This window comes from Pseudomonas lurida, assembly GCF_013522705.1.
GTDB lineage: Bacteria > Pseudomonadota > Gammaproteobacteria > Pseudomonadales > Pseudomonadaceae > Aquipseudomonas > Aquipseudomonas quebecensis.
The window spans coordinates 256,515-278,999 of record NZ_JAAMRE010000001.1 but is presented as its reverse complement, the minus strand read 5'-3'; the positions used below and the strand labels follow the sequence as shown (position 1 = coordinate 278,999).

Below are 22,485 nucleotides of genomic sequence, written 5' to 3'. Positions count from 1 at the left end.
AGTTTCAGATGGAGCCTACAAAGCCATGTCCAACGTTCTGATTATTGAAAGCAGTGCACGTCAGCAGGATTCGATCTCCCGCCAGCTCACCCGGCAGTTCATCGGCCAATGGCGCGCCGCTCACCCGGCGGACCGGATCAGCGTGCGCGACGTGGCCCTTAACCCGGTGCCGCACCTGGACGCGAATTTGCTCGGCGGCTGGATGAAGGCGGCGGAGCAGCGCAATGACGACGAACAGATCTCCCTCGACCGCTCCAACGAATTGACCGATGAACTGCTCGCCGCCGACGTGCTGGTGCTGGCGGCGCCGATGTACAACTTCGCCATCCCCAGCACGCTGAAAGCCTGGCTGGACCACGTGTTGCGTGCCGGTGTGACGTTCAAATACACCCCCACCGGGCCTCAGGGGCTGCTGACCGGCAAGCGCGCCATCGTGCTCACCGCTCGCGGCGGTATTCATACCGGCGCCAGCTCCGATCACCAGGAACCGTACCTGCGTCAGGTCATGGCCTTCATCGGGATTTACGACGTCACCTTCATTCATGCCGAAGGGGTGAACCTGAGCGGTGACTTCCAGGAGAAGGGCATCAACCACGCCAAGGCGCTGATTGCCCAGGTGGCGTGATCCTTTAATCGCCACGTAATCGCTCGGTGTTTATATCGCTCCACGCCAACCCTTCAAGTACGCGTAACGAACCTCCCTTTGCACTTGTTGCTCCTGAGTGCTCCTGCCCGATTGCCGCTATAGCGAGGTCGGGTTTTTTTTGCCTCCAGTTTCGTCCCGCAACGAAAAGCTTTAATGTCCCGCCCATTCGAAACGAGGCGCGCATGGGCTATCTACTGGTTGTCACCCTGATTCAGGCATTTTCCTTCAGCTTGATCGGCGAATACCTCGCCGGTCACGTCGACAGCTACTTCGCGGTGCTGGTGCGCGTGGTGCTGGCCGGGCTGGTATTTATCCCGCTGACGCGCTGGCGTTCGGTGGAGCCTGCGTTCATGCGCGGCATGCTGGTGATCGGCGCGCTGCAGTTCGGCGTGACCTATGTGTGCCTTTACCTGAGCTTTCGCGTGCTCACGGTGCCGGAGGTGCTGCTGTTCACCATCCTTACGCCGTTGCACGTGACCCTGATCGAGGACGCCCTGAACCGGCGTTTCAACTTCTGGGCGCTGCTGGCCGCGCTGGTAGCGGTGGCGGGCGCGGCGGTGATTCGCTTCGACCAGATCACCGCCCACTTCCTGGTGGGCTTTTTGCTGCTGCAACTGGCCAACTTCACCTATGCCGCCGGGCAGGTGATGTACAAGCACCTGGTGGCGCGCTACCCGAGCGACCTGCCGCACTATCGACGCTTCGGCTACTTCTACCTTGGCGCGTTGCTGGTGGTGTTGCCGGCGTTCCTGCTGTTCGGCAAGGCTGACTTCCTGCCGGAGGCGCCGCTGCAATGGGGCGTGCTGGTGTTCCTCGGCCTGGTCAGTACGGCGCTGGGCCTGTACTGGTGGAATAAAGGCGCGTGTCTGGTAAACGGTGGCACGCTGGCGGTGATGAACAACCTGCACGTACCGGTGGGCCTGCTGCTCAACCTGCTGATCTGGAACCAGCACGAGCCGCTGGGCCGCCTGGCCTTGGGTGGCCTGGTGATTCTGGCGGCGGTCTGGATAAGTCGATTGGGCGTAAAGCCCGCGCCTGGCGTACAGTCTGCGACGTGATGGGCCTTGGGCGGCGTGAGCGGCGATGAAAGTCTGCTATCGGAAAGAACGGTGTGGGGGCGGCAGAGTGGACAAGATTGATGAACTGATCATTGCGGCCTTGAAGGATGACTCCCGCGTCAGCCTGGCGCAATTGGCGCGGCAAGTTCACAAGTCTCGAACCGCAGTAGAGTCGCGCGTACAAAAGCTGATTGAAAAAGGCGTCATCCTGGGCTTTACCATCAACGTCGCGGAGGGCGATGGCACCTTGCAAGCGGCGTTTTTGATGCTGACGCTCAATGGCAGTCACTGTCACCTGGTGTATCCGATGCTTCAGCAGTTCAGCCAGGTGGTGCATGCCTACTCACTGTTTGGCGACGTGGACATGATGCTCGACGTTCGCTACAGAAGCTTTGAAGAGCTGATGGTGTTCAAGGAAAGCCTGTTGAAGATCGAGCATGTGAAGGAAGTGGTGGTCAACCCCGTGCTGAAGGCCTGGCGTTAGGCCCAGGCCATGGCCGGCATGGCTTCACGCATGATCGCGAACGGTTTCAAGAAAATGATGACTCAGGTTCGGCATTTGCTGACGAAGGGTGTCCACGAGTTCTTCGATGACCGCCTGGTTGAATTGGAACGATGTGTCGTCATGTCCCAGGATCACCACCAGCAGCCTCGATGAGTCTTTCGTCAGCCGGAAGTCATGGGCATCGGCGTCCACCTTGCCGATGCTCGCCAACGGCACATCCCCGCAGGTATAGACGATGTCGCCGACAGGAATCGTGATGGGCTTCTTGGCGAACAGCGGGCGTAGCACCCTCGGTTTGTCCGAGCGCATCACATAGATGTCATCCTTCTGGTGATACGTGTGCACGCCGATGCTGACCCCATGCCGGATTGCGACCGCGTTATAGGCATCGACGATATTGTTGATGGGGTAAACGCCTTTGGCGATGAAGCGTCGCAGCAGTTTTTCATTAGCGCTGACGGTATTTTCGTAGCCGAGTTTTTTGAGCTGCCTGGAAAACCCTTCGTAGACGACGTTCGAATCCAGCTCGTTAAGATGCGAGGCCACGTGGTTCAGGTTGCTCTGCAGTACCCCGACGAAGCTCCGATCATCCGAGACGGTGACGTCCTCGATAACGGCCGCGCACGCATTGTTGATGCCCAGCTCGCAAGCTGACTTTTTGATAATCAAACGGCTTCTCATAACCTTAGGCCCACAGTTTTTTTCGCAGATTGGCGGTACTCACGTCCAGTTGCTGCGCCGAGGGGCTTTGCAGCCAGAACAGCCCTGGACAGGTGGCGAAGTCGATAGTGACCGGGGTGGTATCGCCGGCGCGCATGAAATACCGGTGCCCGCAGTAGGCTTCGTCCGCCTGGGCGCTTTGTAAGGCCTGGGGTGACGGCGGCTCGAAGGTTCGGCTTTCATCGGAGCAGAAGAAACCGATCCGGCCATGGCTGATCTGGCTGGCCGCAGCAGCCTGGGGGCGGGGGTGGCCGAGGTAGCTGTCGATCGACAGTGACAGCAAGTCGGGGAGATACACCTGCTGGAACAGCAGGGGCGCGATGCCGCCGTGCAAGCGACCGCCGGCCTCAATCATTACCGGCCCGGCGTCGGACCAAATGATCTCCATATGGATCGGCCCGACGCGTACGCCCAGGGCCGCCGCCGCCTGGCGGGCGTAATCGGTCAGCGGTTGCAGTTCGGGCGCCTGAGGGTCGAGGGTGTCGAGGCTTTCGTAGACAAACATGCTGCCGTTCTTCTGGATCTTGGTGTACTTGCAGACGCTGGCGACGATGTAGGTGCTGCCGAAGGCGACCATATCCACCACGTACTCAGGCCCCGCTATGAACGACTGCACGATAAACCCGAGATTGACTTCGCCGAGGTCGTTTTTCTGCTGCCAGGCGGCGTTTTTCAAGGCGGTTTCCACTTCGCGCTTGCCCTGGGCAAACACCACGCCTTCAGTGGCGGCCGAGTTCAGTGGCTTGACCACATAGGTGGCCGACTCGTCGAGTTTGGCCACCACCTCGCCGATGCGGCTCGGTGAGCTCAGCAGGTGCGAGGCGATGTGGGACAACTGGTGGTGTTTCAATGCCTGCTGCATGGAGAACTTGTTACGGCGCAGGTCGCTGGTGATGCGGCTGTTGCCGGGGATGTCGAGCAGCTCCGTCAGGTAGTCGGTGAGATAGATCGCGGTTTCGCAACCGGCGATCACGGCGCTCAGCGACAAGGTTTCCAGAGTGATCAACAGGCTTTCTTCCCAGTGATATACCTGATCAAAGTTGTCTGCGATCAAGTCTTGGGTGAAGTGTTCCGGCAAGTCACGGGTGGAGATCACGGCGATGCACCGGATGCCCTGCGCGTTGAGCAGGGGGGCATACAGTTTGCCCGTGGAGAACGGGTCAACGATCAATACGGTTTTCACTACTGTCACGTCGTGTATTCCTTATTCCGTGGTGGCGGTGGGCGCGGGGGCCGGGGTCAGGTTCCACGCCAGTACGGCAGTGGCCAACAGGCCGGCGGAGACGATCATCAACAGGCGGGCGCCTTCGAGTCCTAGGAAGCCGGAGGTGGTGAAGAACGTCAGGATCATCGGCGCCGAGCCACTGACCAGCAGGTAGTAGAGCGAGCTTTTGGCCGCGATCACGTCGGCTACCCTTGCGTTGGGCGCCGACTCGATCAAGGTTCTGCGCAATTGGATGCGCAGGCTGTTGATGCAAAAACCCAGCAGGAAGGCCGCGGCCATCATCACGTAGAGGTTGTGGAAGTAGACGATCGCCACGTCCGCCAGTATCACCAGCGAGATCGCGCCGTAGCGGTTGAGCTTGATGCGCGGCAACACCGCAGCGCTGAAGGCGCCCAGGCCCGCCAGGCCGCTGGCGACCCCGAACAGCGTGGCATTCCACTCATTGAGTTTTTGAAAAACGATGGGCACCAGGCTGTTGAACGCGCCGATATGGAAACCGATCATGCTCAACACGATGATCAGGATATAGAGGTTTCGCGGTAGCTCCAGTGGCCGCGCGGTGGAGGTTGCCGTGGCCTGTTCGGTGGCGTGTTCGTTGGGGCTGTCGGCTACCAGAAGGATGGCCGCGAGCGAGACAATCGCTGCCAGGCTGATGATCTGCAGCGTCTGGTTGACCGAAAACACATCCACAATCAACCCGCCCAGGAGCGCGCCGCCGAAGGCACCGATCTGTATGGAGGTTTGCATCAACCGCGCGCAGGTATCGCTGTCGGTGAGGCCGGCCAGCACCAGCTTGGTATTTTTCGATTCCAGTGTGCTGATGGTGAAGTAGTCGGTCACGCCCACTACGAACGCAATGGCCAGGAAGCCGATCGGTAGCAGGGCGGCCTCGGTAAACGACAAGCCCAGGACTGCCGCAAAGGCCACCAGGCGAATGTACAACAGCCGTTTCAGGCTCAGTTCAATGGTGAAGAACCGGCCGATGTACTGTTCGCACAGATAAGGCACGACGGTCGCCACGCACAAGGTGGCGCCGACCAGGAAGGTCGAACCGGTAGTCTCCAGGCCGAACCAGACCATCGCGATGACAATCGCCATGTCGAGGCCGGTGAAGAGCGTCACGATTGAGTAGAACGCTGTCAGTGTCGATTTAGTCTTCATGAGCTTCATCCGTCGTAGCGGGAAATTTTAAGCAGCGGCACACACCGCTCTGTGTCGCCGACGACCGTGCTGATCCGGTTCCTGACACGCACGGTGGGCAGTGCGCTCTTTTCCAGGTTGCAGACCCTGTAGGCGTTGTCGTGCCAGGGACAGATCACACTTTGGCCGTCGCCTGTCACTTCGCCCATGTGCAGCGGGCCGCCACGGTGGGGGCACTTGGTGGGCAGCAATTGCGTCGAATACGCGTGACGCTTGAGAAAGTAGGTGCGTTCCTCCACGGCCACATAATTGGCGTGGGAGATATTCAGGCTGATGGCTTTCATGGGGTTGCCCACTCAAATGGCGGTTACGGTGTAGGTGCAGGAGGGACTGCAGATGCGCGTGCCATGCAGCATTCCCTTGGGAATCACAACGCCTTCGCCGGCTTTGAGGCGTACCGTCAGTTCGGGGCTGGCGACAAACTCCAGCTCGCCTGATTCGACCCAGAACAGTTCGTCATTGGGGTGGGTATGCAGCACCGACAGTTCGAGTTCAGTCTCGGTAATCCTCAGGTCCACGGGTTTTTGGCCCTGCAGCGCCGCTGCCCGTGCGCGATGCTGATCCAACTCGTCATGCCATTGGATATGGGCATACAACTCTTCGTCGGCGATGTCCTGAAGCAGCCTGAACTCTTCGAAGCCGCGTATAAGGTCGGGAATGATCTGGGTGCCGAACTGCTTGATCATGGGCATGATCAAGCGCTGCAGCGCCATTCTTCCGTGGTGTACATCGATGTGGGCATGTTCGTCGAAATAGTCCGTGGAGACGGTGCCGTTGAAGATGGTCTTGATTGCGCGTGACTGGTGCTTGGTCGTCAGTGCCAACGTGGCTTCGGTGTAGTACATCGCGCCGATATAGCGGAACAGTTCGCCGTGGTTGGCCGATACGTAGTGGAAGTAGTTGGTGAGCGACAGCGACGCCGGCGTATAGAACTGCCAGTAATGGTGTACGTGATGGGGCATGCCCATGTCCTGGAGCATGTCTTCGAAAATGGTGCTGTGCTTCTTTTTGTCGACGCCGTAGCCATACTCGTCGATCAGGATCTTGAACAATTCGCTGGTGTACACACCGCTGTTGCCCAGTACGTTGCGGGCCATCGCCGATGCTTCACTGAGAAAGTCTCCCGCACATTGCGTCATGAAAAACCTGGCGGCACGTTCCGGCTGGCGGCTGGTGGTTAACACTTCATGGAGTTTGGACTCGGAGTGAGCGACGTCGTCCAATACCTTATCGGTGTGGGCGATAAAGGACTCCAGGCACCAAGGGCCGTTGATATGCACTTCTTCCTTGAGCCAGTTGTATAGATAGTGTTCCAACAAGGGCCGGATCTTTTTACCACTGGCGGCGTGAACGGGATCGTAGAAACTTTTAAAAGCCTTTAAATCCAGTTCCAATGGCGGCTTGGGTAAAAAGACCAGATCCTGTTCGTAGATATTCAACAATAACCGCTGTGCCAAGAGATGCTGACTGTTTGAAAGTTGATCGCTGGTCAGGCAGGTGGTAATGATTGAATCGGTGACGTCCTGTGGCCGCGACGGTCGTTGATAAGGGCTTTGGGTATAAAAGTCGTGGGGTTGAGCAAAGGCGGCGGCACCACAATAGTGGGTCAGGGCTTCGGCATTCGAACTTAATACAAAATCTGCTGCATTAACGGAAAGCTGAGTTGTCCATAACATGGCGGGGGCCTTTTGCTGGCGTGGTTCGATGGCCCAGATGCTAAGCAGTTGGTTTTTTTTAAAACAGATTAGAAACAGTGCGCGCACGTAGTGAAATTCACTAAACGCGTAGGAAGAATTTTCTTTGTGGGCTGTGCCGGTTGAAGAATGGGCCGTGGCGGCTACACATAGTGGCGGGCTTTTTTACGGCGGGTGAGTCAGCAGTGGCTGACCTTGGAGCGAGGCGCTTGCCAGTGCCTCGCCGGTATCGCTGTCAATGCTCGGAGGATTGCGAGGCGTGGGTATCGCGTGCCAAGGTCAGTATTGCGGTGCGCAAGTCGGTGCCGCTGGGTTGCTGATACAGGTTCAGTCCGAACTCCGGCAACACTGCCAGCAGATAGTCAAAAATATCCCCCTGGATGCGCTCGTAGTCCGCCCACACGGTGGTGCGGGTGAAACAGTAGATCTCGAGCGGCACGCCCTCGGCGGTGGTTTGCATCTGGCGGACCATGCACGTCATGTTGGGCTGGATGTCCGGATGACTTTTCAGATAGGCCAGCGCATAGGCGCGGAAGGTGCCCAGGTTGGTCATGCGCCGGCGGTTGGCCGACAGTTGCGCACTGTGGCCCTGGGCTTCGTTCCACGCCTTGAGTTCGGCCTGTTTGCGGCTGATGTAATCGGTGAGCAGGTGCACCTGGGTCATGCGCACTTCTTCGTCGTCACGCAGGAAGCGCACGCCGCTGGCGTCGATGAACAGGCTGCGTTTGATGCGACGCCCGCCGGAAACCTGCATGCCGCGCCAGTTCTTGAACGACTCCGACATCAGGCGCCAGGTCGGGATGGAGACAATGGTTTTATCGAAGTTCTGCACTTTCACCGTGTGCAGGGTGATGTCGACCACATCGCCGTCGGCACCGACCTGAGGCATTTCGATCCAGTCGCCGACCCGCAGCATGTCGTTGCTGGTCAGCTGCACGCTGGCGACGAACGACAGCAACGTGTCCTTGTAGACCAACAGGATCACCGCCGACATCGCACCCAGGCCGGATAGCAGCAGTAACGGCGAACGGTCGATCAGAGTGGCGACGATGATGATCGTGCCGAACACAAACAGCACCATCTTCGCCAATTGCACATAGCCCTTGATCGAGCGTGTGCGGGCATGTTCGGTGCGGGCATAGATGTCCAGCAGGGCGTTGAGCAGGGCGCTCATGGCCAGCACCAGGAACAGGATGGTGAACGCCAGGGCTACGTTGCCGATGAACAGGGTGGCGGTCTTGCTCAGGTCGGGCACCAGGTACAGGCCGAACTGGATCACCAGTGACGGGGTCAGTTGCGCCAGGCGGTGGAAGACTTTGTTGTGGCGCAAGTCGTTGAGCCAGTGCAGGGCCGGTTGCCGGCCGAGCAATTTGACCGCGTGCAGGATCAGGTAGCGCGCCACCCGACCCAGTACCAGCGCCACCACCAGCAATACCAGCAGGCCCAGGCTCGCGTGCAACAGCGGGTGTTGATCCAGTGCGCCCCAGAGGTCTTGGACGTTACGCCAAAGCTGTTTGATATCCATGGATGAAGCGGTTCCTCGGTAAGACAGGTCGGGGGCGATTAGAGCATCTGAGTGCGACAAAGTTGATGTCATTGACACAATCACGCACAAAAAAACGCCTGATTGGCACCGCTCGCGTAAAGAAACTCGGTTTGGACGCCCGAAACCGTTACCCTATGCAGCTGATATTTTGCATTTCTTCGAGGTAGCACCCGTGTTTTCCCAATTCGCCCTGCACGAACGCCTGCTCAAAGCCGTGGCCGAGCTTAAATTTGTCGAGCCTACGCCAGTGCAGGCCGCGGCCATTCCGCTCGCGCTTGAAGGGCGTGACCTGCGGGTGACGGCGCAAACCGGCAGCGGCAAGACCGCCGCGTTCGTCCTGCCGGTCCTGAATCGTTTGATCGGCCCGGCCAAGGTCCGCGGCAGCATCAAGACCCTGATCCTGCTGCCGACCCGCGAGTTGGCCCAGCAAACCCTGAAAGAGGTCGAGCGCTTCTCGCAGTTCACCTTCATCAAGTCCGGCATCATCACCGGCGGCGAAGACTTCAAGGTCCAGGCCGCCATGCTGCGTAAAGTGCCGGACATTCTGATCGGCACGCCAGGGCGCATGATCGAGCAACTGAACGCCGGCAACCTGGACCTCAAGGAAGTCGAAGTGCTGGTGCTCGACGAAGCCGACCGCATGCTCGATATGGGCTTTGCCGACGATGTGCAGCGTTTGGTGGGCGAGTGCGTCAACCGTCAGCAGACCATGCTGTTCTCCGCCACCACCGGCGGCTCGACCCTGCGCGACATGGTCGCCAAGGTGCTGAACAACCCGGAGCACCTGCAGGTCAACAACGTCAGCGACCTCAATGCGACCACCCGCCAGCAGATCGTCACCGCCGACCACAACGTGCACAAAGAGCAGATCCTCAACTGGCTGCTGGCCAACGAGACGTATCAGAAAGCCATTGTGTTCACCAACACTCGCGCCGCCGCCGACCGCATCTACGGCCGTCTGGTCGCTCAGGAATACAAGGCGTTCGTGCTGCACGGCGAGAAAGACCAGAAGGATCGCAAGCTCGCCATCGACCGCCTCAAGGCCGGCGGTGTAAAGATCCTGGTGGCCACCGACGTCGCCGCCCGTGGCCTGGACGTGGATGGCCTGGACCTGGTGATCAACTTCGACATGCCGCGCAGCGGCGACGAATACGTGCACCGCATCGGTCGCACCGGGCGAGCCGGTAACGATGGCCTGGCGATCTCCCTGATCTGCCACGGCGACTGGAACCTGATGTCGAGCATCGAGCGCTACCTGAAGCAGTCTTTCGAGCGCCGCACCATCAAGGAAGTCAAAGGCACCTACACCGGGCCGAAAAAGGTCAAGGCGTCGGGCAAGGCCGTCGGCGTGAAGAAGAAAAAGACCGACGCCAAGGGAGAAAAGAAGAAAGCCGGCGCGAAGTCGCCGACCAAGCGCAAGATCGCCAACCGCCCGAAGACCGACAACCTGTCGTTGGTAAGCAAGGACGGCATGGCCCCGCTCAAGCGCCGCAAGCCGCAAGTGCCGGCCGCTGAATAAGCCTGAGGCAATATAAAAAAAACCGGACAATGTCCGGTTTTTTTATAGGCTCAGTTTTTGGCCTTGGCGGCAGCCTCTTTCAACTCTTTGAGGCGCGCGTCGATCAACTGGCATTTGTCGGGAAACTCCGCGCTTTCGGTGTCCAGGTCCATTTTCTGCAATTGCTGGTTCATCTCCTTGGCTTTGGCCGGGTTCTGTTCGGTGAGCTGGGTGACTTGCCTGGCCAGTTCCTCGCGCTTGGCGGTGGCTTCTTCCGGAGTACAGGCCCAGGCGGGCAGGGCGGTGAGCAGGGCGGCAGCGGCAGCCAGGTTCATCAGGGTTTTCATGATCGACCTCCTTGGCGTTAGTAGTCAGTTGAGGGGGCGAACGTCTGGAAAGTTCAGAGAAATACCGCCCGTGCATTCGGCTGAACGGCCGCTGACGTCACAGGTCACACCTGCTGACGGGCTACTTTTCCTCACGCCCGCAGGAGGAATCAGGATGACGACTTACAATTGGGATTTGATCGAACGTTTGCTGCATGAAGTGCAGAACGGCGAGGGCAGCTTTGCCCCGCGCAAGTATGCGGAGCAGGAAGCCGCCGATAAGGCCACGGCCGGCGAATCCATTGGTAACCTGGATGCACTGAAAAAAACCGCCGCCGATTATGAGGCGCTGCTGCTCAAGCGCGGCTTTATCCAATCGCGCCCGGAAGAAGAGGGCGGTAACGGTGAAAATTTCATCTTGACCCCGCGGGGTTCGAGTTTGCTGGCGCTGATCGACAGCTCCATTCCCGGCGATGCCCGTTCGCGTCAGATCCTGGACGAACAGGAAGACGCGTTGGACGAAGCGACCTTTGAGCGTGTGGCCTGCGAAGCGGCGAATGCGGGCGGCGCGATCTAAGGTCTGTACGACGCTGTCGTGGCGGGGGGCACCCCGCCCCGTTAGCGCTCAGTGGCCTTCAGGCATTTGAGGGCTTTGAAGTCGCTGCGCACCCCGTCGATTTTCTGAGTCAGTTTCAGCCGCTGTTGCGCAGTGCTGTCCGCCATCAGGTCGATAATCAGGCTGCGCGCCTGCGCTTCCGTCTGCGCGTAGGCCGCTCGGTACTGCGGGGTCCACAGGCTTTCCCGGTCCACCAGCAGCTGCTGCATTTTTTGTGGGAAATCGGCGCTACGGCGTTGCTGCACCGCGTCGATAAACTGCGCCTGCCAATGGGCGCGGTTGCCGATCCACTGCTCATTCTGCTGGCCCAACGCTACCGACCAGGCCATGACCCTGGCTTGCTGGCTGGCGCTGAGCGGGCCCATCCAACTGTCCAGACGCTTGCGCATCCGCTCGGCGCGTTCCTTTATCTGTTGCTCCAGTGGCGGCTTGAGGTATTCGTCCTGGCGTTTGCGCAGGTCTTTGGCCAGCGCGTCGTTCATCGCGTTGACCTGCTCATCGTCCAATCCCTTAAGCAGCTCGATGGCCGAGGGCGTGATTTCGCGGGCGACCTCGGCGATCGCTCGCTTGGCCTCTGCCGTACGAGCCTGAAGTTCGACGTCGGTGACTTGGTTGCTGTCGACCATCTGTTGCAGGCGGTCGAGCCAGTCCAGATAACCCGGCAATTGGGTGGTGCAATGCCAGGCCAGGTGTTCCTTGAGTCTGTCGTTGAACCAGCTTTTCTGCCCGGCGTTCATGTCCAGATAGTCGTTGAGGGTCCAGGGAATGATTACGTCCAGGTTGCGATAGGCCAGGCCCACGCGATTGCAGCCGGCGAGCAGCAGACTCAGGGCCAGCAGTGCCACCGTTAATTTGAGCCGACGCAGCATGAGCGAAACCTTGCGCAGAGGGGATTAGTGCATGTGAACGCTGGCCGGGTCCGACAGTTCAGCCGGTTAGTAAAACGAGCGCACGGCCTTGAGGGTCAGCAGGCCATCGCATTCTGTGTTGTGCCCGGAGTAGGCCGAGCAGTCGCCGCCGCTGAGGCTGGAATCGCTGTAGATCAGGTCCAGGTCGATGCCTTTCCAGGCGCGGGAGAATTGCACCGACCAATCGCTGAAACTACTGATGGAGCCACCGTTCACCGAGACCGGGGAGCCCAGCTGATGGGTGGTGTACTTCATGCTCACGCCGATACCGAAGGGCTGCGTGCCGCCCAGGTCAGCGAAGAGGGTGCTGTCCTGACGGTCCGGGTCGTTGCTGAATGAGGCGCCGAAGCGATTGCCCAGCAGGTTCAGGCCACCGTAGAACTCCTGGCTGTTCATCGGGCTGAGCGTGGGGTAGCTGTAGTGGATCAGGCCCACTTCATAGCCCAGGGTCTGGTCAAAGGGGTGCTTGAAGCCCATGTAGGAATCGACTTCGAGGTTGCTGGACGATGACAGGCCCATGTTGGGCGAAAATTGGCCGAAGTACAGGCCGCTGTCGTGGCTAAGGTCCAGGCCACCGTGAAACGAATCACTGCCCGGCGACGTCGGTTTGACCAGACCCTGGGCCATGCTGCGGCTGGGGGTGGTGCCCAGCTTGAGGTCGAAGTCGCCCAATTCGCGCTGGAAGATTTGCGCTTCGGCCAGCGGGCTGGCGACCAGGGCAGTGATCAGGAATATGCAGGGTTTGAACATGCTTCACTCCATGAAAAGCGAGGAGCAGTGACGGAGAAAATCGAGCGGATGCCCGTGCTAGACGTGTGCAAGGATACCGGCGAATGGCGGGCGTTGAGCTCCGTTCGTCGATTAGCGTGCTATTGAATGCGATGTGAGGGTGTCTCAGACGCCAGCCCTAGCGCCTTGAAGGCAAGGCGCTCAGGAACCAGGGTGTGGTGCGGGGGGTTACTTCTTGCCCAGGCTGATTTGCTTGGACGGGCCGAAAGTCTGGCCGCTCACGCCCTTGGCAATTTGCTGGATTTCGCCACCGGACTTGAGGAACGCAGCGATCTGGCTGTTGATCGATTCGCTGGTTTCAACGGCGGGAGCTGGCTTTGCTTTGCTGTTGGATGCTTTTACACGCATGGCGGCCACTAACCTGTAGAAAATTAACTTGGCCAGGCATCGTACAGGAAATACTTGACAATTGCTTGGCAAATATCCCTTTGGAATAAGTGCTGCTGTCCGCAATGGCGGAAGTTCGTCACGCAAATAAGCCGCTAACTTGCTGTTTTAACTCGAAAGCCGTGCATCGGCGTGACGTTCTCCCACAGTGGAATTCACCACGATGATCTGACGAGCGGAGCAGGGCCAGTAGAAAGCCACGCAACCCCGCGATTTTTCAGGCGCGCGCGCGTGGCGGGCACAACTCGGGTAGAATGCCGCCCACGTAACGAGGGGGTTGGAAATGGCTTTAGTCGGGCGCTACAACAGTTTGCAAGTAGTCAAACACACGAACTTTGGTTTGTACCTTGATGGTGCGCAAGATGGCGAAATCCTCTTGCCTAATCGGTATATTCCCAAGGATATTCCCAGTGAAGATGAAGACTGGCTTAACGTTTTCATTTATCTGGACAGCGATGACAAACTTATCGCCACTACCGAAAAACCCAAAGTTCAAGTCGGCGAATTCGCCAGTTTGAAAGTGGTGGAAGTTAACAGCATCGGCGTGTTTCTCGATTGGGGGCTGCCTAAGGATCTGTTGCTGCCGTATTCGGAAGAAAAACGTCAATTGAGCGCGGGTGAGTATTGCGTGGTGCACGTCTATCTCGACAAGCACACCAAGCGCATCACTGCCACGGCGCGCCTGGACCGCTACCTGGACAAGACCCCCGCCAACTATCAGGTGGGTCAGGAAGTCGATCTGCTGGTCGCTGAAGCCACCGATATGGGGTTCAAGGCGATCATCAACAACAAGCATTGGGGCCTGATCCACAAGAACGAAGTGTTCAAGTTTCTGCGTCCTGGCAAGGAAGAGAAGGGCTTTATCAAAGAGATCCGCGCCGATGGCAACATCAGCCTGAGCCTGCAACCGGTCGGCCAGGAAGCGGCGTCCAGCCTGAACTCGAAGATCCTAGCCAAGTTGCGCGACAACAACGGCACCTTGCCGGTCAGCGATAAAAGTGACCCGGCGCTGATCAGCAACTTGTTCGGGGTGAGCAAAGGCAACTTCAAGAAGGCCATTGGTGCGCTCTACAAGCAGGGGCAGATTGTGATTCATGCCGATCGCATTGAACTAAGCTGAGTGCGGTTTGCTCTTCTGTAGGCACCAATCGGTGCCTACGGAGGCTGTTTCCATGACCAAGAAGACCCTGTTTGCCTACCTCGGCACTATGCTCGCGTTTCTGATTCTGGACGGCCTCTGGCTCGGCGTGGTCATGGGCCCCACCTACAAATCCCTGCTGGGCCCGCTGATGCTCGATCAGCCGCGGTTGTTGCCCGCAGCACTCTTCTATCTCTTATATGTACTCGGATGCGTCGTGTTCGTGGTGCTGCCCAGTGCCAGCCGGCAACGTGCGGCGCGCCTGGGGGCATTGTTGGGCCTGGTGGCCTATGGCACCTATGACTTGAGCAATTGGGCCACGCTGCAGGGGTGGTCCGCCCAATTGGCAATGATGGATATGGCCTGGGGCACCTTCCTCACAGCGGCCTGCTGCACGGTGGGTTATGCGTGTGCAGATCGGGTGCACCGATGATTGTGTACAGGATCAACCTGCACCGTTGCTGAGCGAAGTGCCGTTGGTTAAAGCTTGATGATCGCTTTGCAGCCCCGTGCCACAGGGATTGTGTGCCATTGGCACGTATTCTGCTGACTCTTCCGTATACAAACTATGCCGCCTCCCGTATGCACCCGCTACGGCAGCGCAGGCGGGTATGACGAGGAGCCCAGCGATGACCGAGCAATTGCCCAACGGCTACAGCCCACGCCTGTATAACCAGGACCTGGGACCACTGCCGCAGAAGTGGACTTGGTACAACATTTTTGCCTTCTGGATGAGCGACGTACACAGCGTCGGCGGCTACGTGTTCGCCGCCAGCCTGTTCGCGCTGGGGCTGGCCAGTTGGCAGGTGTTGATCGCCTTGCTCGCCGGCATTTGTATCGTGCAGTTGATCGCCAATCTGGTGGCCAAGCCCAGCCAGCAGGCGGCCGTACCTTACCCGGTGATCTGCCGGCTGGCATTCGGGGTGTTCGGTGCGAATATTCCTGCTGTGATTCGCGGCCTGATCGCCGTGGCGTGGTACGGCATTCAGACCTACTTGGCATCGAGTGCCTTGATCATTGTGGTGCTGCGCTTTTTCCCACAGATGGCGGTGTACGCCGAGCCGCATTTTGCGGGTCTTTCCTACTTGGGTTGGTTCGGATTCCTCAGCTTATGGGTACTGCAGGCCGCGGTGTTCTGGGCCGGGATGGAGTCCATCCGTCGTTTTATCGATTGGGCAGGTCCGGTGGTGTACGCCGTGATGTTTATCCTGGCCGGCTGGATCGTGTGGAAGGCCGGCTGGGCGAATATCAGTTTCACCCTGGCGGAGAAATCCCTCTCGGGTTGGCAGGCGTTCGGCCAGGTAATCGTCGCTACGGCTTTGGTGGTGTCGTACTTTTCCGGGCCTACCCTGAATTTCGGCGATTTCAGCCGCTACTGCCGCAGCATGCAGGACGTGCGACGCGGTAATTTCTGGGGCCTGCCGGTGAATTTTCTGGCGTTTTCCCTGGTCACCGTCGTGATCGTTTCAGGCACCTTGCCGGTGTTTGGCGAGATGCTCCACGACCCGATCGCGACCGTCTCGCGGATCGATAACAGCATGGCCGTTCTGCTCGGCGCCTTCGCGTTCGTGACCGCCACCATCGGCATCAACATCGTCGCCAACTTCGTGTCCCCGGCGTTCGACTTCGCCAATGTCGCGCCGAGCAAAATCAGCTGGCGTGCCGGTGGCATGATCGCTGCGGTGGCTTCGATCTTCATCACCCCGTGGAACCTGTTTAACAACCCGCTGATGATCCACTACACCCTGGATATTCTCGCGGCGTTTATCGGGCCGTTGTTCGGCATCCTGCTGGTGGACTTCTACCTGATCAAAAAGCAGCGGATCGACGTGGATGCGCTGTTCGACGACAGCCCGAGCGGGCGTTACTACTTCGACGGCGGCGTGAACTGGACGGCGGTCAAGGCGCTGGTGCCCGCGACGCTGGTGGGCGTCGCGATCACCTTCACCCCGGCATTGCAGGGGCTGGCCAACTTCGCCTGGTTCACCGGGTGTTTGCTGGGTGGGCTGTTCTTCCTGGTGCTGGCGCGACGCGAGCAGGTTCGCATGCCGGCGCCGTTGGTCGCGAGCTGAGTACGATCCCGCCCGCCAGTAACAGACCTGCACCGGCCATCACCAGCGCCGGCTGCAGGCCGCCGCTCAAATGGCTGCTGAACGACGCCAGCAAAGGCCCGCTCAATTGCCCGATGGCGAAGCTGGCGGTGAGCAGGCCGGTGTTGCGCTGGTAGCCGTGGGGCGCGATCTCTCGCAGGCGCGCCATCACCAGTTGCATGCACGCCAGGAACGGCCCGCCGCACAACAGCACCCCCAAAGCCAGGCCCCAGACATTGCCCAGCAGGCAGGCGAATACGCCGGCCGCTTGCAGCCATAGGGTCGTCATCAGCCAGCGGCGTGTGGTGTGCGCATCCTTGCGGCGCAGGCTCGCGGCCACCACACCGAGAGCCGATGCCAGGCCAAAGCAGGGCCAGAACAGGTCTGCCTGCCAGGCGCCCCTGAATTGCGCGCTGGCCATCTGCGACAGAAACGTCGCCGGGATGATGTAGCCCACGCCGTACAACACGTACGTCCAGCACAGATGCGTGATGCTGGCGTTGCCGACGACGCTGGTGTCGGCCACCGGGGCGGCCGTTGCGTTGACCGGCGGCAGGAACGGTAGTATCCCCAGCAGCATTACCAACGCCACGCCGCCATACACCAGCCACAGCGTTGCGCTGCTTTGCCCAAGCAGGTTGGAGCCCAGCGCCAGCAGGCCGGTCAGCACAATCCCGAACCCCGGCCCGGCAAACACCAGCGTCCCCGCGCGCGGCCGGGCGGCGGCAATAGCCAGCGGCTGGCTCAGGCTGGTAATCATCACCAACGCCCAGGCGCTCGCCACCCCCGTGCCGAATCGCAGCAGCAGGTGCGGCCAGAACCCGTGGGCCCAGTACGAGGCCAGGGTCAGCAGCGCACACAGCCACAGCCCGCCGTACAGACGGCCACGAATGTGGTGATGGCTGCGGGCGAACATCGAATCCACGGCACCGACGAAATAGCCCAGGTAGTTGGCGGCGGCTATCAATCCCGCCCCCGTCAGGTCGATCTGACCTTCGTTGAGCAAGTGCGGCAGCTGCGGGGTGAGGGCGAAGCGGCCAATGCCCATGGCCATCATCAAGGCGACAAAGCTGGCAAGTAAGCGAATCAACGGCGACATGGTCAGGCTCCGGCGAGAGGCGAATGACGATCAGCCTAAGGTGCATTGACTTTCTGTAAAAATGAATAATAGTGAGCAACTTGTTCAGCTTTGGAGAAAGGTATGGAGTTCAGTCAATTGCGCATCTTCCAAGCCGTGGCCGAAGAGGGCTCCATCACCCGCGCGGCCGAGCGCCTGCACCGCGTGCCGTCGAACCTGTCGACTCGCCTCAAGCAGATGGAGGAACAGCTCGGCGTCGAATTGTTCGTGCGCGAACGTCAGCGCTTGCAGCTGTCCCCGGCCGGCAAAGTCTTGCTGGACTACAGCACGCGGCTATTGGCCTTGCATGACGAAGCCCACGGCGCGGTGCAAGGTGGCCAACCGGCCGGGGATTTTGTGCTGGGCAGCATGTACAGCACCGCTGCGATTCACTTGCCGACGTTGCTGGCGCGTTATCACAAGGCTTACCCGATGGTGAACCTGCAGGTCCAGTCGGCGCCCAGCGGCGAATTGCTTGAAGGCCTGATCACCGGACGCCTGGACGCGGCCTTGGTGGACGGCCCGCTGACCATCGCCTCCCTGGACGGGATCCCGCTATGTGAGGAGCGCCTGGTGCTGATCTGTGAAGCGGACCACCCGCCGGTACGCGGGCCGCAGGATGTGGCCGGCCGCTCAGTGTTCACCTTCCGCCGCAGCTGCGCCTACCGTACGCGTCTGGAAAGCTGGTTTGCCCAGGATCGCGTAGCCATGGGCCGCGCCATCGAGATTGAGTCATATCAGGGCATGCTCGCCTGTGTCATCGCCGGCTCGGGAGTGGCATTGATGTCCGAATCCATGCTTGCCAGCCTGCCGGGCAGGGACAGCGTGTCCGTTCATCCGCTGATAGGGCAATTTGCCACTGCGACCACCTGGTTAATGTGGCGAAAGGGTATGCTCGGCGCTAACCTCAACGCATGGATCGACCTGCAGCAAAAAGGCAAGGCCGAGGTGCTGTCGGACACGCGCGCGATTGCTTGAGCGATCCGTCAGGATTCGGACCCATTCGGTAATAGTTCGTTGTGGTTTGGTTCAAGCAATACGTAGTACTTAGGGCTATTATCAGTAGGAAGCGGCGACATTTTATGTAAGGCAATTCAGCTACCGCCGATCCGCATTACCCTCAAAGGGGGCACCACTATGAAAGAGAAAATTCAAACCTGGCTCCATGACCTCGGCGTCGCGCTGGGCCTGATCGAGCCGCCGCTGCAGCCGGTGCCGATTCGTACGGATGATGAACAGCGTCGCCCACGTCGCCGGTAATCCGCGGTTGATAGGACACTGAGGACCCCACCGCGGGAGAGGGCTTGCTGTGGCAAGCTCCCTCGCCAATAAGATACTTATGCTTCCCTGCCTGTCAGACTTTCGTCTTCAAGCGTCGGAATCAGACTACTTATTTGTCAGAATCGGCTGGCTTAGTTAATTCGAAAAATCAGCGTAGAAAATTCTCCAGCGCCTACTTGAACCTGCTGGAGATGAGGACATGACCCTCTCTTGTGTGCCGCCCGTCGTCGCCTCACTGATCGCCACCCTAGACACAGTCTTACACATCGCTCCGGTGTCGAGACGCTGGCGGGCCGAGGCTCCCGGCAATGTCGTGTTTCTTCCCCCAACCATCCCCCAACAAACGCTGCTGTTGCAGATCGCCCTGTTGCGCCCGTCCACATTGATTGTCGCGGACCAAGTCATCGATGCCGACCTCATTGAGCGATGGCGCGTCGCTCACCCGTTTGGCGACCTTTGTCTGATTCGTAGAGGCACCAGCCTGGATAAAGTACGGCTGGACCTGTGCGAAGCGAACCATATCCGGGTGATCAATACCCCAGGCGTGAACGCGCCGCATGTGGCGGCGTATGTGGCGCACTGGCTGACGCTTTCTAACGATACGATGCCCCTGGATATTTGTGTGCTCGGATACGGAAACGTCGGTAAAGAGCTGGTTAAATTGCTGTTGAAACAAGATTCGGACGCTCGGATCAGGGTTTTGGAACGAAAAAGTCGAATCCTGAACAATAGAGGGAGCGCTCAACTCGATAATAGAGTTTCATTTTTTGATGATTGGCATGAGGCAATGAAGGGGGCCCATGCTGTAGCTATCTGCTTATCGCTGAATGAAGAGTCTGCTCATCGTATTGATCAGACGCTTATACAGTGTCTACACAGTGATGCTCGCTTGATCTGCGTCGCCAAGCCAGATGTGTTCAGTAGTGAGGCTTTGCGTGCGTTGGCGGTAACTGACGATGTCCAGCTTATTCTGGACTATGGCCCTGCGACGCTGGAGGCGTTTCGGATTCGCGCAAAGGAGCTCGACTGCGCCATTGCAACTTGGCGCAGACCCCCGATGCTCACTACACATGCGGCTACAACCGAAAACTGCAATTGCGACTTGGATTACGCGGTCAGTGTTCAATTGAGCTTGACGGCTTTACGTGGGCTTGTAAGGCGTAAGCTTACACAGCCACTGACGATTCCTTCTCAGCCAGCAAATGCCGGTGCGCCGCAGGTATCTATTATCGGGCGAGGTATCAATGGCCTGCTTCAAGCCGTAATGTTGCGTCTGGCAAATTATCGTGTGGTGGTATATGGCGGAAACTCACAGAACGATGGTGCCAGTCATAAGCTCGTGAACATGCGCCATATGTCAGCAACAGAGACCATGGCAAAACCACTGCACAACGACTACTTATTTCCCATAAATCAATATTTGACTGTTGAGTGCAATCGCGCTGGTATCGAGTTGTTTGAGAAGCTACTTGTCGACAATCCGTCATTGGCGCCCTTCACGCGATCAAAGATCGTAAGAGCCTATACCGATAATATCAGCGACGTCGACGCAGCGATTGGCGAGCAACGCGATATTGAAAATAGACCTTGGCCGAGTGGTAAGCCGGGATCTGAACTGAAAACGCTTACTCAGCAAACATTCAGCGCAGAGTTTGGAGTTCCTGGGGTCGATCAGGCGGTTGAAGTATCGGGTTACGATCTGGAGTTTATCCAGCTGATGGCTGAGATAGAGGTACTTTTGCGGCGTGCCGGGGTACAGTTCAGGTCCCGGCACCTGAGTGCGGTCGAAATTGCCCAGCTCAGTAGAGAGCACATTGTTGTCACTGCCATGGGGATAGAGGAACAAGCAGTGCTCCCAATCATCGGCTGGTTTTTCAAACTGCGCGCGATGGCTAATGAAGGTGCAAGTATACGTGGGCTTAAGTTGCAGTATGAACTGCCCATCGGCGTCATGAATTGCCGCCTGGACGAAGATTGCATTTTGATCTCCGGTGGGCAGGTTCCGCCGGGCTCATCACCGGAATACAAAGAGCAAATACTCGCCGCCTGTCTGGCAGCCGTTTCTAGACACTTTCCGACGTCTTATCGAATGGCTGTTGAGACCGGTGACTTGCACGTTATCGAATGTGCCAGGCCGGGCACCCAGGATGGTTTATCCATCGTGTACTACTGCGCCCACAACCGCATCGCCGCCGGCGGAACCTATGCCGCAGGCACCACACAGGGGTTGCTGTGGGCCGCTCTGGTGCAGGAAATTATCCAGGCCAAAGCGCCTATGGTCTTGGCCATGAACGCCCACTGAAAAAACGGGTGCGACCTCCGACGTCGCACCCGTTGAAGAAATTCCCACGCCTCACACCGCGCGCGCAGCCACACCTTGTGGTTTGCGCGACAGCAGGCTCACCGCCACGAAACTCACCAAGCCCACTGCCAGGCTGTAGTAGATCGGCGTGTTTGCATCCAGCCCGTCCTTGAACATAAACACCAGCGCCGTCACAAAGCCCAGGGTCATGGAAGCAATGGCACCGGACGTGGTGGCGCGCTTCCAGAAGATCGCCCCCATCAACGGGATCAGCATACCGCCCACCAGCAGGTTGTAGGCCAGGGTCAGGGCGCTGATGACGTCATTGACCACCAGCGCAATGCCCAGCACTGCGGTGCCGGTCAGTAGGGTGAACAGACGGTTGATGCTCAGGCTCGATTGTTTACCGCCACGCAGTCGGGGCAGCAGGTCTTCGGTCAATACCGTGGACGCTGCCAGCAGGCCGGCGCTGGCGGTGGACATCATGGCCGCCAGGGCCGCAGCGATCACCAGGCCGCGAATGCCGTCCGGCAGCGACAGTTTCACAATGGCGGCGAAGGCGTTGTTGACGTTGTCCAGGTCCGGGATCAGCACATGGGCCGCCATGCCGATCAGCGCACAGGCCAGCCCGTAGAGCACGCAATAGAAGCCGGCGAAGGTCCCGGCGTACTGCGCGACCTTTTCATCGCGGGCGGTGAAGACGCGTTGCCAGATGTCCTGGCCAATCAGGATGCCGAAAAAGTAGATCATGAAGTAGGTAATGATCGTGTCCCAGCCTATCGCGGTGAAGCTGAAACTCGACGCCGGCAGCTTGGCCACCAGTTCGTCCCAGCCACCGACGCGATACAGGCAGATCGGCAGCAGAATAAACATCAGGCCGACGGTCTTGATCACGAACTGCACGATGTCGGTGAGGGTCAGCGACCACATGCCGCCGATGGTCGAATACACCACCACGACGCCACCGCCCAGCAGCACCGAGACCCAGAACGGCAGGCCGAACAGCACTTGCAGCACGGTGCCGATGGCCAGGATCGACGTCACGCCGATCATCAGCGCATACGCCAGCATGATCACCGCGCTGGCCTGGCGTGCCATGGGGTTGTAGCGTTTTTCCAGCACCTGGGTCACGGTGAAGATCTTCAGCTTGAGCAGCGGCTTGGCCAGGAACAGGTTCAGCGCGATGATCCCCATGCCCAGCGCAGCGCACAGCCAAAAGCCGGAGATGCCATGCACATAGCCCAGGCGCACCGTGCCGACGGTGGACGCGCCGCCCAGCACCGTGGCGGCCATGGTGCCCATGTACAGCGAGGGGCCCAGGTTGCGGCCGGCCACCAGGTAGTCTTCGTGGGTCTTGGCGCGACGCATGCCGTAATAGCCGAGCACGAGCATGCCGGCGGCGTAGATGAGTACGACGAATAAATCCAAAGCCATGACGG

Annotated in this window: 23 protein-coding genes; 11 read left to right on the top strand and 12 right to left on the bottom strand. The window is 59.1% G+C overall.

All coding sequences use genetic code 11. The annotated features are described in order from the left end of the window. Window positions 1–25: 25 nt before the first annotated feature. The 3 genes from G7025_RS01220 (at window position 26) to G7025_RS01210 (ending at window position 2,188) form a co-directional block, all read left to right on the top strand. Window positions 26–625 (top strand): FMN-dependent NADH-azoreductase, encoded by a 600-nt coding sequence (locus G7025_RS01220; protein ID WP_181076014.1) that lies wholly within the window; start codon window positions 26–28, stop codon window positions 623–625. Window positions 626–828: 203 nt separating this feature from the next. Next, the gene (locus G7025_RS01215; RefSeq protein WP_181076012.1) at window positions 829–1,704 is read left to right on the top strand and encodes a carboxylate/amino acid/amine transporter; all 876 of its coding nucleotides are present in this window, start codon (window positions 829–831) and stop codon (window positions 1,702–1,704) included. A 67-nt stretch (window positions 1,705–1,771) separates the two neighbouring features. Further along, window positions 1,772–2,188 (top strand): Lrp/AsnC family transcriptional regulator, encoded by a 417-nt coding sequence (locus G7025_RS01210; RefSeq protein ID WP_181076010.1) that lies wholly within the window; start codon window positions 1,772–1,774, stop codon window positions 2,186–2,188. A 24-nt stretch (window positions 2,189–2,212) separates the two neighbouring features. Here G7025_RS01210 and G7025_RS01205 read toward each other — a convergent pair whose 3' ends face one another. The 6 genes from G7025_RS01205 to G7025_RS01180 form a co-directional block, all read right to left on the bottom strand. Continuing rightward, the gene (locus tag G7025_RS01205; RefSeq protein WP_181076008.1) at window positions 2,213–2,878 is read right to left on the bottom strand and encodes a phenylalanine--tRNA ligase beta subunit-related protein; all 666 of its coding nucleotides are present in this window, start codon (window positions 2,876–2,878) and stop codon (window positions 2,213–2,215) included. 16 nt (window positions 2,879–2,894) lie between these two features. After that, complete coding sequence (locus G7025_RS01200; protein ID WP_266246303.1) at window positions 2,895–4,121, bottom strand: ATP-grasp domain-containing protein; 1,227 nt, start codon at window positions 4,119–4,121, stop codon at window positions 2,895–2,897. A gap of 12 nt (window positions 4,122–4,133) precedes the next feature. Continuing rightward, complete coding sequence (locus tag G7025_RS01195) at window positions 4,134–5,315, bottom strand: MFS transporter (protein ID WP_181076006.1); 1,182 nt, start codon at window positions 5,313–5,315, stop codon at window positions 4,134–4,136. 5 nt (window positions 5,316–5,320) lie between these two features. Then, a complete protein-coding gene (locus G7025_RS01190; RefSeq protein ID WP_181076004.1) occupies window positions 5,321–5,638 on the bottom strand; it encodes a Rieske 2Fe-2S domain-containing protein in 318 nt (105 codons plus the stop codon). A 12-nt stretch (window positions 5,639–5,650) separates the two neighbouring features. Next, window positions 5,651–6,673, bottom strand: a complete 1,023-nt coding sequence (locus G7025_RS01185; RefSeq protein WP_258197627.1) for an iron-containing redox enzyme family protein — start codon at window positions 6,671–6,673, stop codon at window positions 5,651–5,653. Between the two features lie 610 nt (window positions 6,674–7,283). Then, window positions 7,284–8,573, bottom strand: a complete 1,290-nt coding sequence (locus G7025_RS01180) for a mechanosensitive ion channel family protein (RefSeq protein WP_181076002.1) — start codon at window positions 8,571–8,573, stop codon at window positions 7,284–7,286. Between the two features lie 193 nt (window positions 8,574–8,766). On the opposite strand from G7025_RS01180, the gene G7025_RS01175 reads away from it, so the two are divergent. After that, window positions 8,767–10,113 (top strand): DEAD/DEAH box helicase, encoded by a 1,347-nt coding sequence (locus G7025_RS01175; RefSeq protein WP_181076000.1) that lies wholly within the window; start codon window positions 8,767–8,769, stop codon window positions 10,111–10,113. A 50-nt stretch (window positions 10,114–10,163) separates the two neighbouring features. On the opposite strand, the gene G7025_RS01170 is transcribed toward G7025_RS01175, so the two are convergent. Then, window positions 10,164–10,439: a hypothetical protein gene (locus G7025_RS01170; protein ID WP_181075998.1), complete on the bottom strand. Its 276-nt coding sequence runs from the start codon at window positions 10,437–10,439 to the stop codon at window positions 10,164–10,166. A gap of 154 nt (window positions 10,440–10,593) precedes the next feature. Here G7025_RS01170 and G7025_RS01165 point away from each other — a divergent pair, with 154 nt between their 5' ends. Continuing rightward, on the top strand, window positions 10,594–10,995 hold the full coding sequence (locus G7025_RS01165; RefSeq protein ID WP_181075996.1) for a transcriptional regulator: 402 nt from the start codon (window positions 10,594–10,596) through the stop codon (window positions 10,993–10,995). A 41-nt stretch (window positions 10,996–11,036) separates the two neighbouring features. Here G7025_RS01165 and G7025_RS01160 read toward each other — a convergent pair whose 3' ends face one another. The 3 genes from G7025_RS01160 to G7025_RS01150 all read right to left on the bottom strand — a co-directional run bounded on the left by G7025_RS01160 (window position 11,037) and on the right by G7025_RS01150 (window position 13,079). Beyond that, entirely contained in the window at window positions 11,037–11,903 is an 867-nt protein-coding gene (locus G7025_RS01160; protein ID WP_181075994.1) for a DUF6279 family lipoprotein, read from the bottom strand. Window positions 11,904–11,969: 66 nt separating this feature from the next. Beyond that, the gene (locus tag G7025_RS01155) at window positions 11,970–12,692 is read right to left on the bottom strand and encodes a TorF family putative porin (protein ID WP_181075992.1); all 723 of its coding nucleotides are present in this window, start codon (window positions 12,690–12,692) and stop codon (window positions 11,970–11,972) included. A gap of 207 nt (window positions 12,693–12,899) precedes the next feature. Further along, window positions 12,900–13,079, bottom strand: coding sequence for a hypothetical protein (locus G7025_RS01150; protein ID WP_003193095.1), 180 nt, complete (start codon window positions 13,077–13,079; stop codon window positions 12,900–12,902). Window positions 13,080–13,401: 322 nt separating this feature from the next. On the opposite strand from G7025_RS01150, the gene G7025_RS01145 reads away from it, so the two are divergent. From G7025_RS01145 to G7025_RS01135, 3 genes are all read left to right on the top strand, one after another. Next, complete coding sequence (locus G7025_RS01145; RefSeq protein WP_181075990.1) at window positions 13,402–14,238, top strand: CvfB family protein; 837 nt, start codon at window positions 13,402–13,404, stop codon at window positions 14,236–14,238. Between the two features lie 52 nt (window positions 14,239–14,290). Then, window positions 14,291–14,689, top strand: coding sequence for a DUF2177 family protein (locus G7025_RS01140; protein WP_181075988.1), 399 nt, complete (start codon window positions 14,291–14,293; stop codon window positions 14,687–14,689). A 196-nt stretch (window positions 14,690–14,885) separates the two neighbouring features. Next, the gene (locus G7025_RS01135) at window positions 14,886–16,328 is read left to right on the top strand and encodes an NCS1 family nucleobase:cation symporter-1 (RefSeq protein ID WP_181075986.1); all 1,443 of its coding nucleotides are present in this window, start codon (window positions 14,886–14,888) and stop codon (window positions 16,326–16,328) included. On the opposite strand, the gene G7025_RS01130 is transcribed toward G7025_RS01135, so the two are convergent. Beyond that, window positions 16,240–17,445, bottom strand: a complete 1,206-nt coding sequence (locus G7025_RS01130) for an MFS transporter (RefSeq protein ID WP_181075984.1) — start codon at window positions 17,443–17,445, stop codon at window positions 16,240–16,242. The two genes, G7025_RS01135 and G7025_RS01130, sit on opposite strands and share 89 nt — an antisense overlap. A gap of 102 nt (window positions 17,446–17,547) precedes the next feature. Here G7025_RS01130 and ptrR point away from each other — a divergent pair, with 102 nt between their 5' ends. The 3 genes from ptrR (at window position 17,548) to G7025_RS01120 (ending at window position 21,046) form a co-directional block, all read left to right on the top strand. Further along, window positions 17,548–18,441 (top strand): putrescine utilization regulator PtrR, encoded by an 894-nt coding sequence (gene ptrR, locus G7025_RS01125; protein ID WP_181075982.1) that lies wholly within the window; start codon window positions 17,548–17,550, stop codon window positions 18,439–18,441. A gap of 159 nt (window positions 18,442–18,600) precedes the next feature. Then, window positions 18,601–18,723, top strand: coding sequence for a PA1414 family protein (locus G7025_RS26685; RefSeq protein WP_017737772.1), 123 nt, complete (start codon window positions 18,601–18,603; stop codon window positions 18,721–18,723). 220 nt (window positions 18,724–18,943) lie between these two features. Next, window positions 18,944–21,046, top strand: coding sequence for an FAD-dependent oxidoreductase (locus G7025_RS01120; RefSeq protein WP_181075980.1), 2,103 nt, complete (start codon window positions 18,944–18,946; stop codon window positions 21,044–21,046). Between the two features lie 51 nt (window positions 21,047–21,097). Here the strand turns inward: G7025_RS01120 and G7025_RS01115 are convergent, their stop codons facing one another. After that, window positions 21,098–22,480: a sodium:solute symporter gene (locus G7025_RS01115; RefSeq protein ID WP_181075978.1), complete on the bottom strand. Its 1,383-nt coding sequence runs from the start codon at window positions 22,478–22,480 to the stop codon at window positions 21,098–21,100. Window positions 22,481–22,485: the final 5 nt, after the last annotated feature.

Coding starts and splice junctions, on each gene's coding strand:
- G7025_RS01220 (WP_181076014.1), top strand. CDS start 26: ATGTCCAACGTTCTGATTATTGAAAGCAGTGCACGTCAGCAGGATTCG.
- G7025_RS01215 (WP_181076012.1), top strand. CDS start 829: ATGGGCTATCTACTGGTTGTCACCCTGATTCAGGCATTTTCCTTCAGC.
- G7025_RS01195 (WP_181076006.1), bottom strand. CDS start 5,315: ATGAAGACTAAATCGACACTGACAGCGTTCTACTCAATCGTGACGCTC.
- G7025_RS01190 (WP_181076004.1), bottom strand. CDS start 5,638: ATGAAAGCCATCAGCCTGAATATCTCCCACGCCAATTATGTGGCCGTG.
- G7025_RS01180 (WP_181076002.1), bottom strand. CDS start 8,573: ATGGATATCAAACAGCTTTGGCGTAACGTCCAAGACCTCTGGGGCGCA.
- G7025_RS01170 (WP_181075998.1), bottom strand. CDS start 10,439: ATGAAAACCCTGATGAACCTGGCTGCCGCTGCCGCCCTGCTCACCGCC.
- G7025_RS01165 (WP_181075996.1), top strand. CDS start 10,594: ATGACGACTTACAATTGGGATTTGATCGAACGTTTGCTGCATGAAGTG.
- G7025_RS01160 (WP_181075994.1), bottom strand. CDS start 11,903: ATGCTGCGTCGGCTCAAATTAACGGTGGCACTGCTGGCCCTGAGTCTG.
- G7025_RS01155 (WP_181075992.1), bottom strand. CDS start 12,692: ATGTTCAAACCCTGCATATTCCTGATCACTGCCCTGGTCGCCAGCCCG.
- G7025_RS01150 (WP_003193095.1), bottom strand. CDS start 13,079: ATGCGTGTAAAAGCATCCAACAGCAAAGCAAAGCCAGCTCCCGCCGTT.
- G7025_RS01145 (WP_181075990.1), top strand. CDS start 13,402: ATGGCTTTAGTCGGGCGCTACAACAGTTTGCAAGTAGTCAAACACACG.
- G7025_RS01140 (WP_181075988.1), top strand. CDS start 14,291: ATGACCAAGAAGACCCTGTTTGCCTACCTCGGCACTATGCTCGCGTTT.
- G7025_RS01135 (WP_181075986.1), top strand. CDS start 14,886: ATGACCGAGCAATTGCCCAACGGCTACAGCCCACGCCTGTATAACCAG.
- G7025_RS01130 (WP_181075984.1), bottom strand. CDS start 17,445: ATGTCGCCGTTGATTCGCTTACTTGCCAGCTTTGTCGCCTTGATGATG.
- ptrR (WP_181075982.1), top strand. CDS start 17,548: ATGGAGTTCAGTCAATTGCGCATCTTCCAAGCCGTGGCCGAAGAGGGC.
- G7025_RS26685 (WP_017737772.1), top strand. CDS start 18,601: ATGAAAGAGAAAATTCAAACCTGGCTCCATGACCTCGGCGTCGCGCTG.
- G7025_RS01120 (WP_181075980.1), top strand. CDS start 18,944: ATGACCCTCTCTTGTGTGCCGCCCGTCGTCGCCTCACTGATCGCCACC.
- G7025_RS01115 (WP_181075978.1), bottom strand. CDS start 22,480: ATGGCTTTGGATTTATTCGTCGTACTCATCTACGCCGCCGGCATGCTC.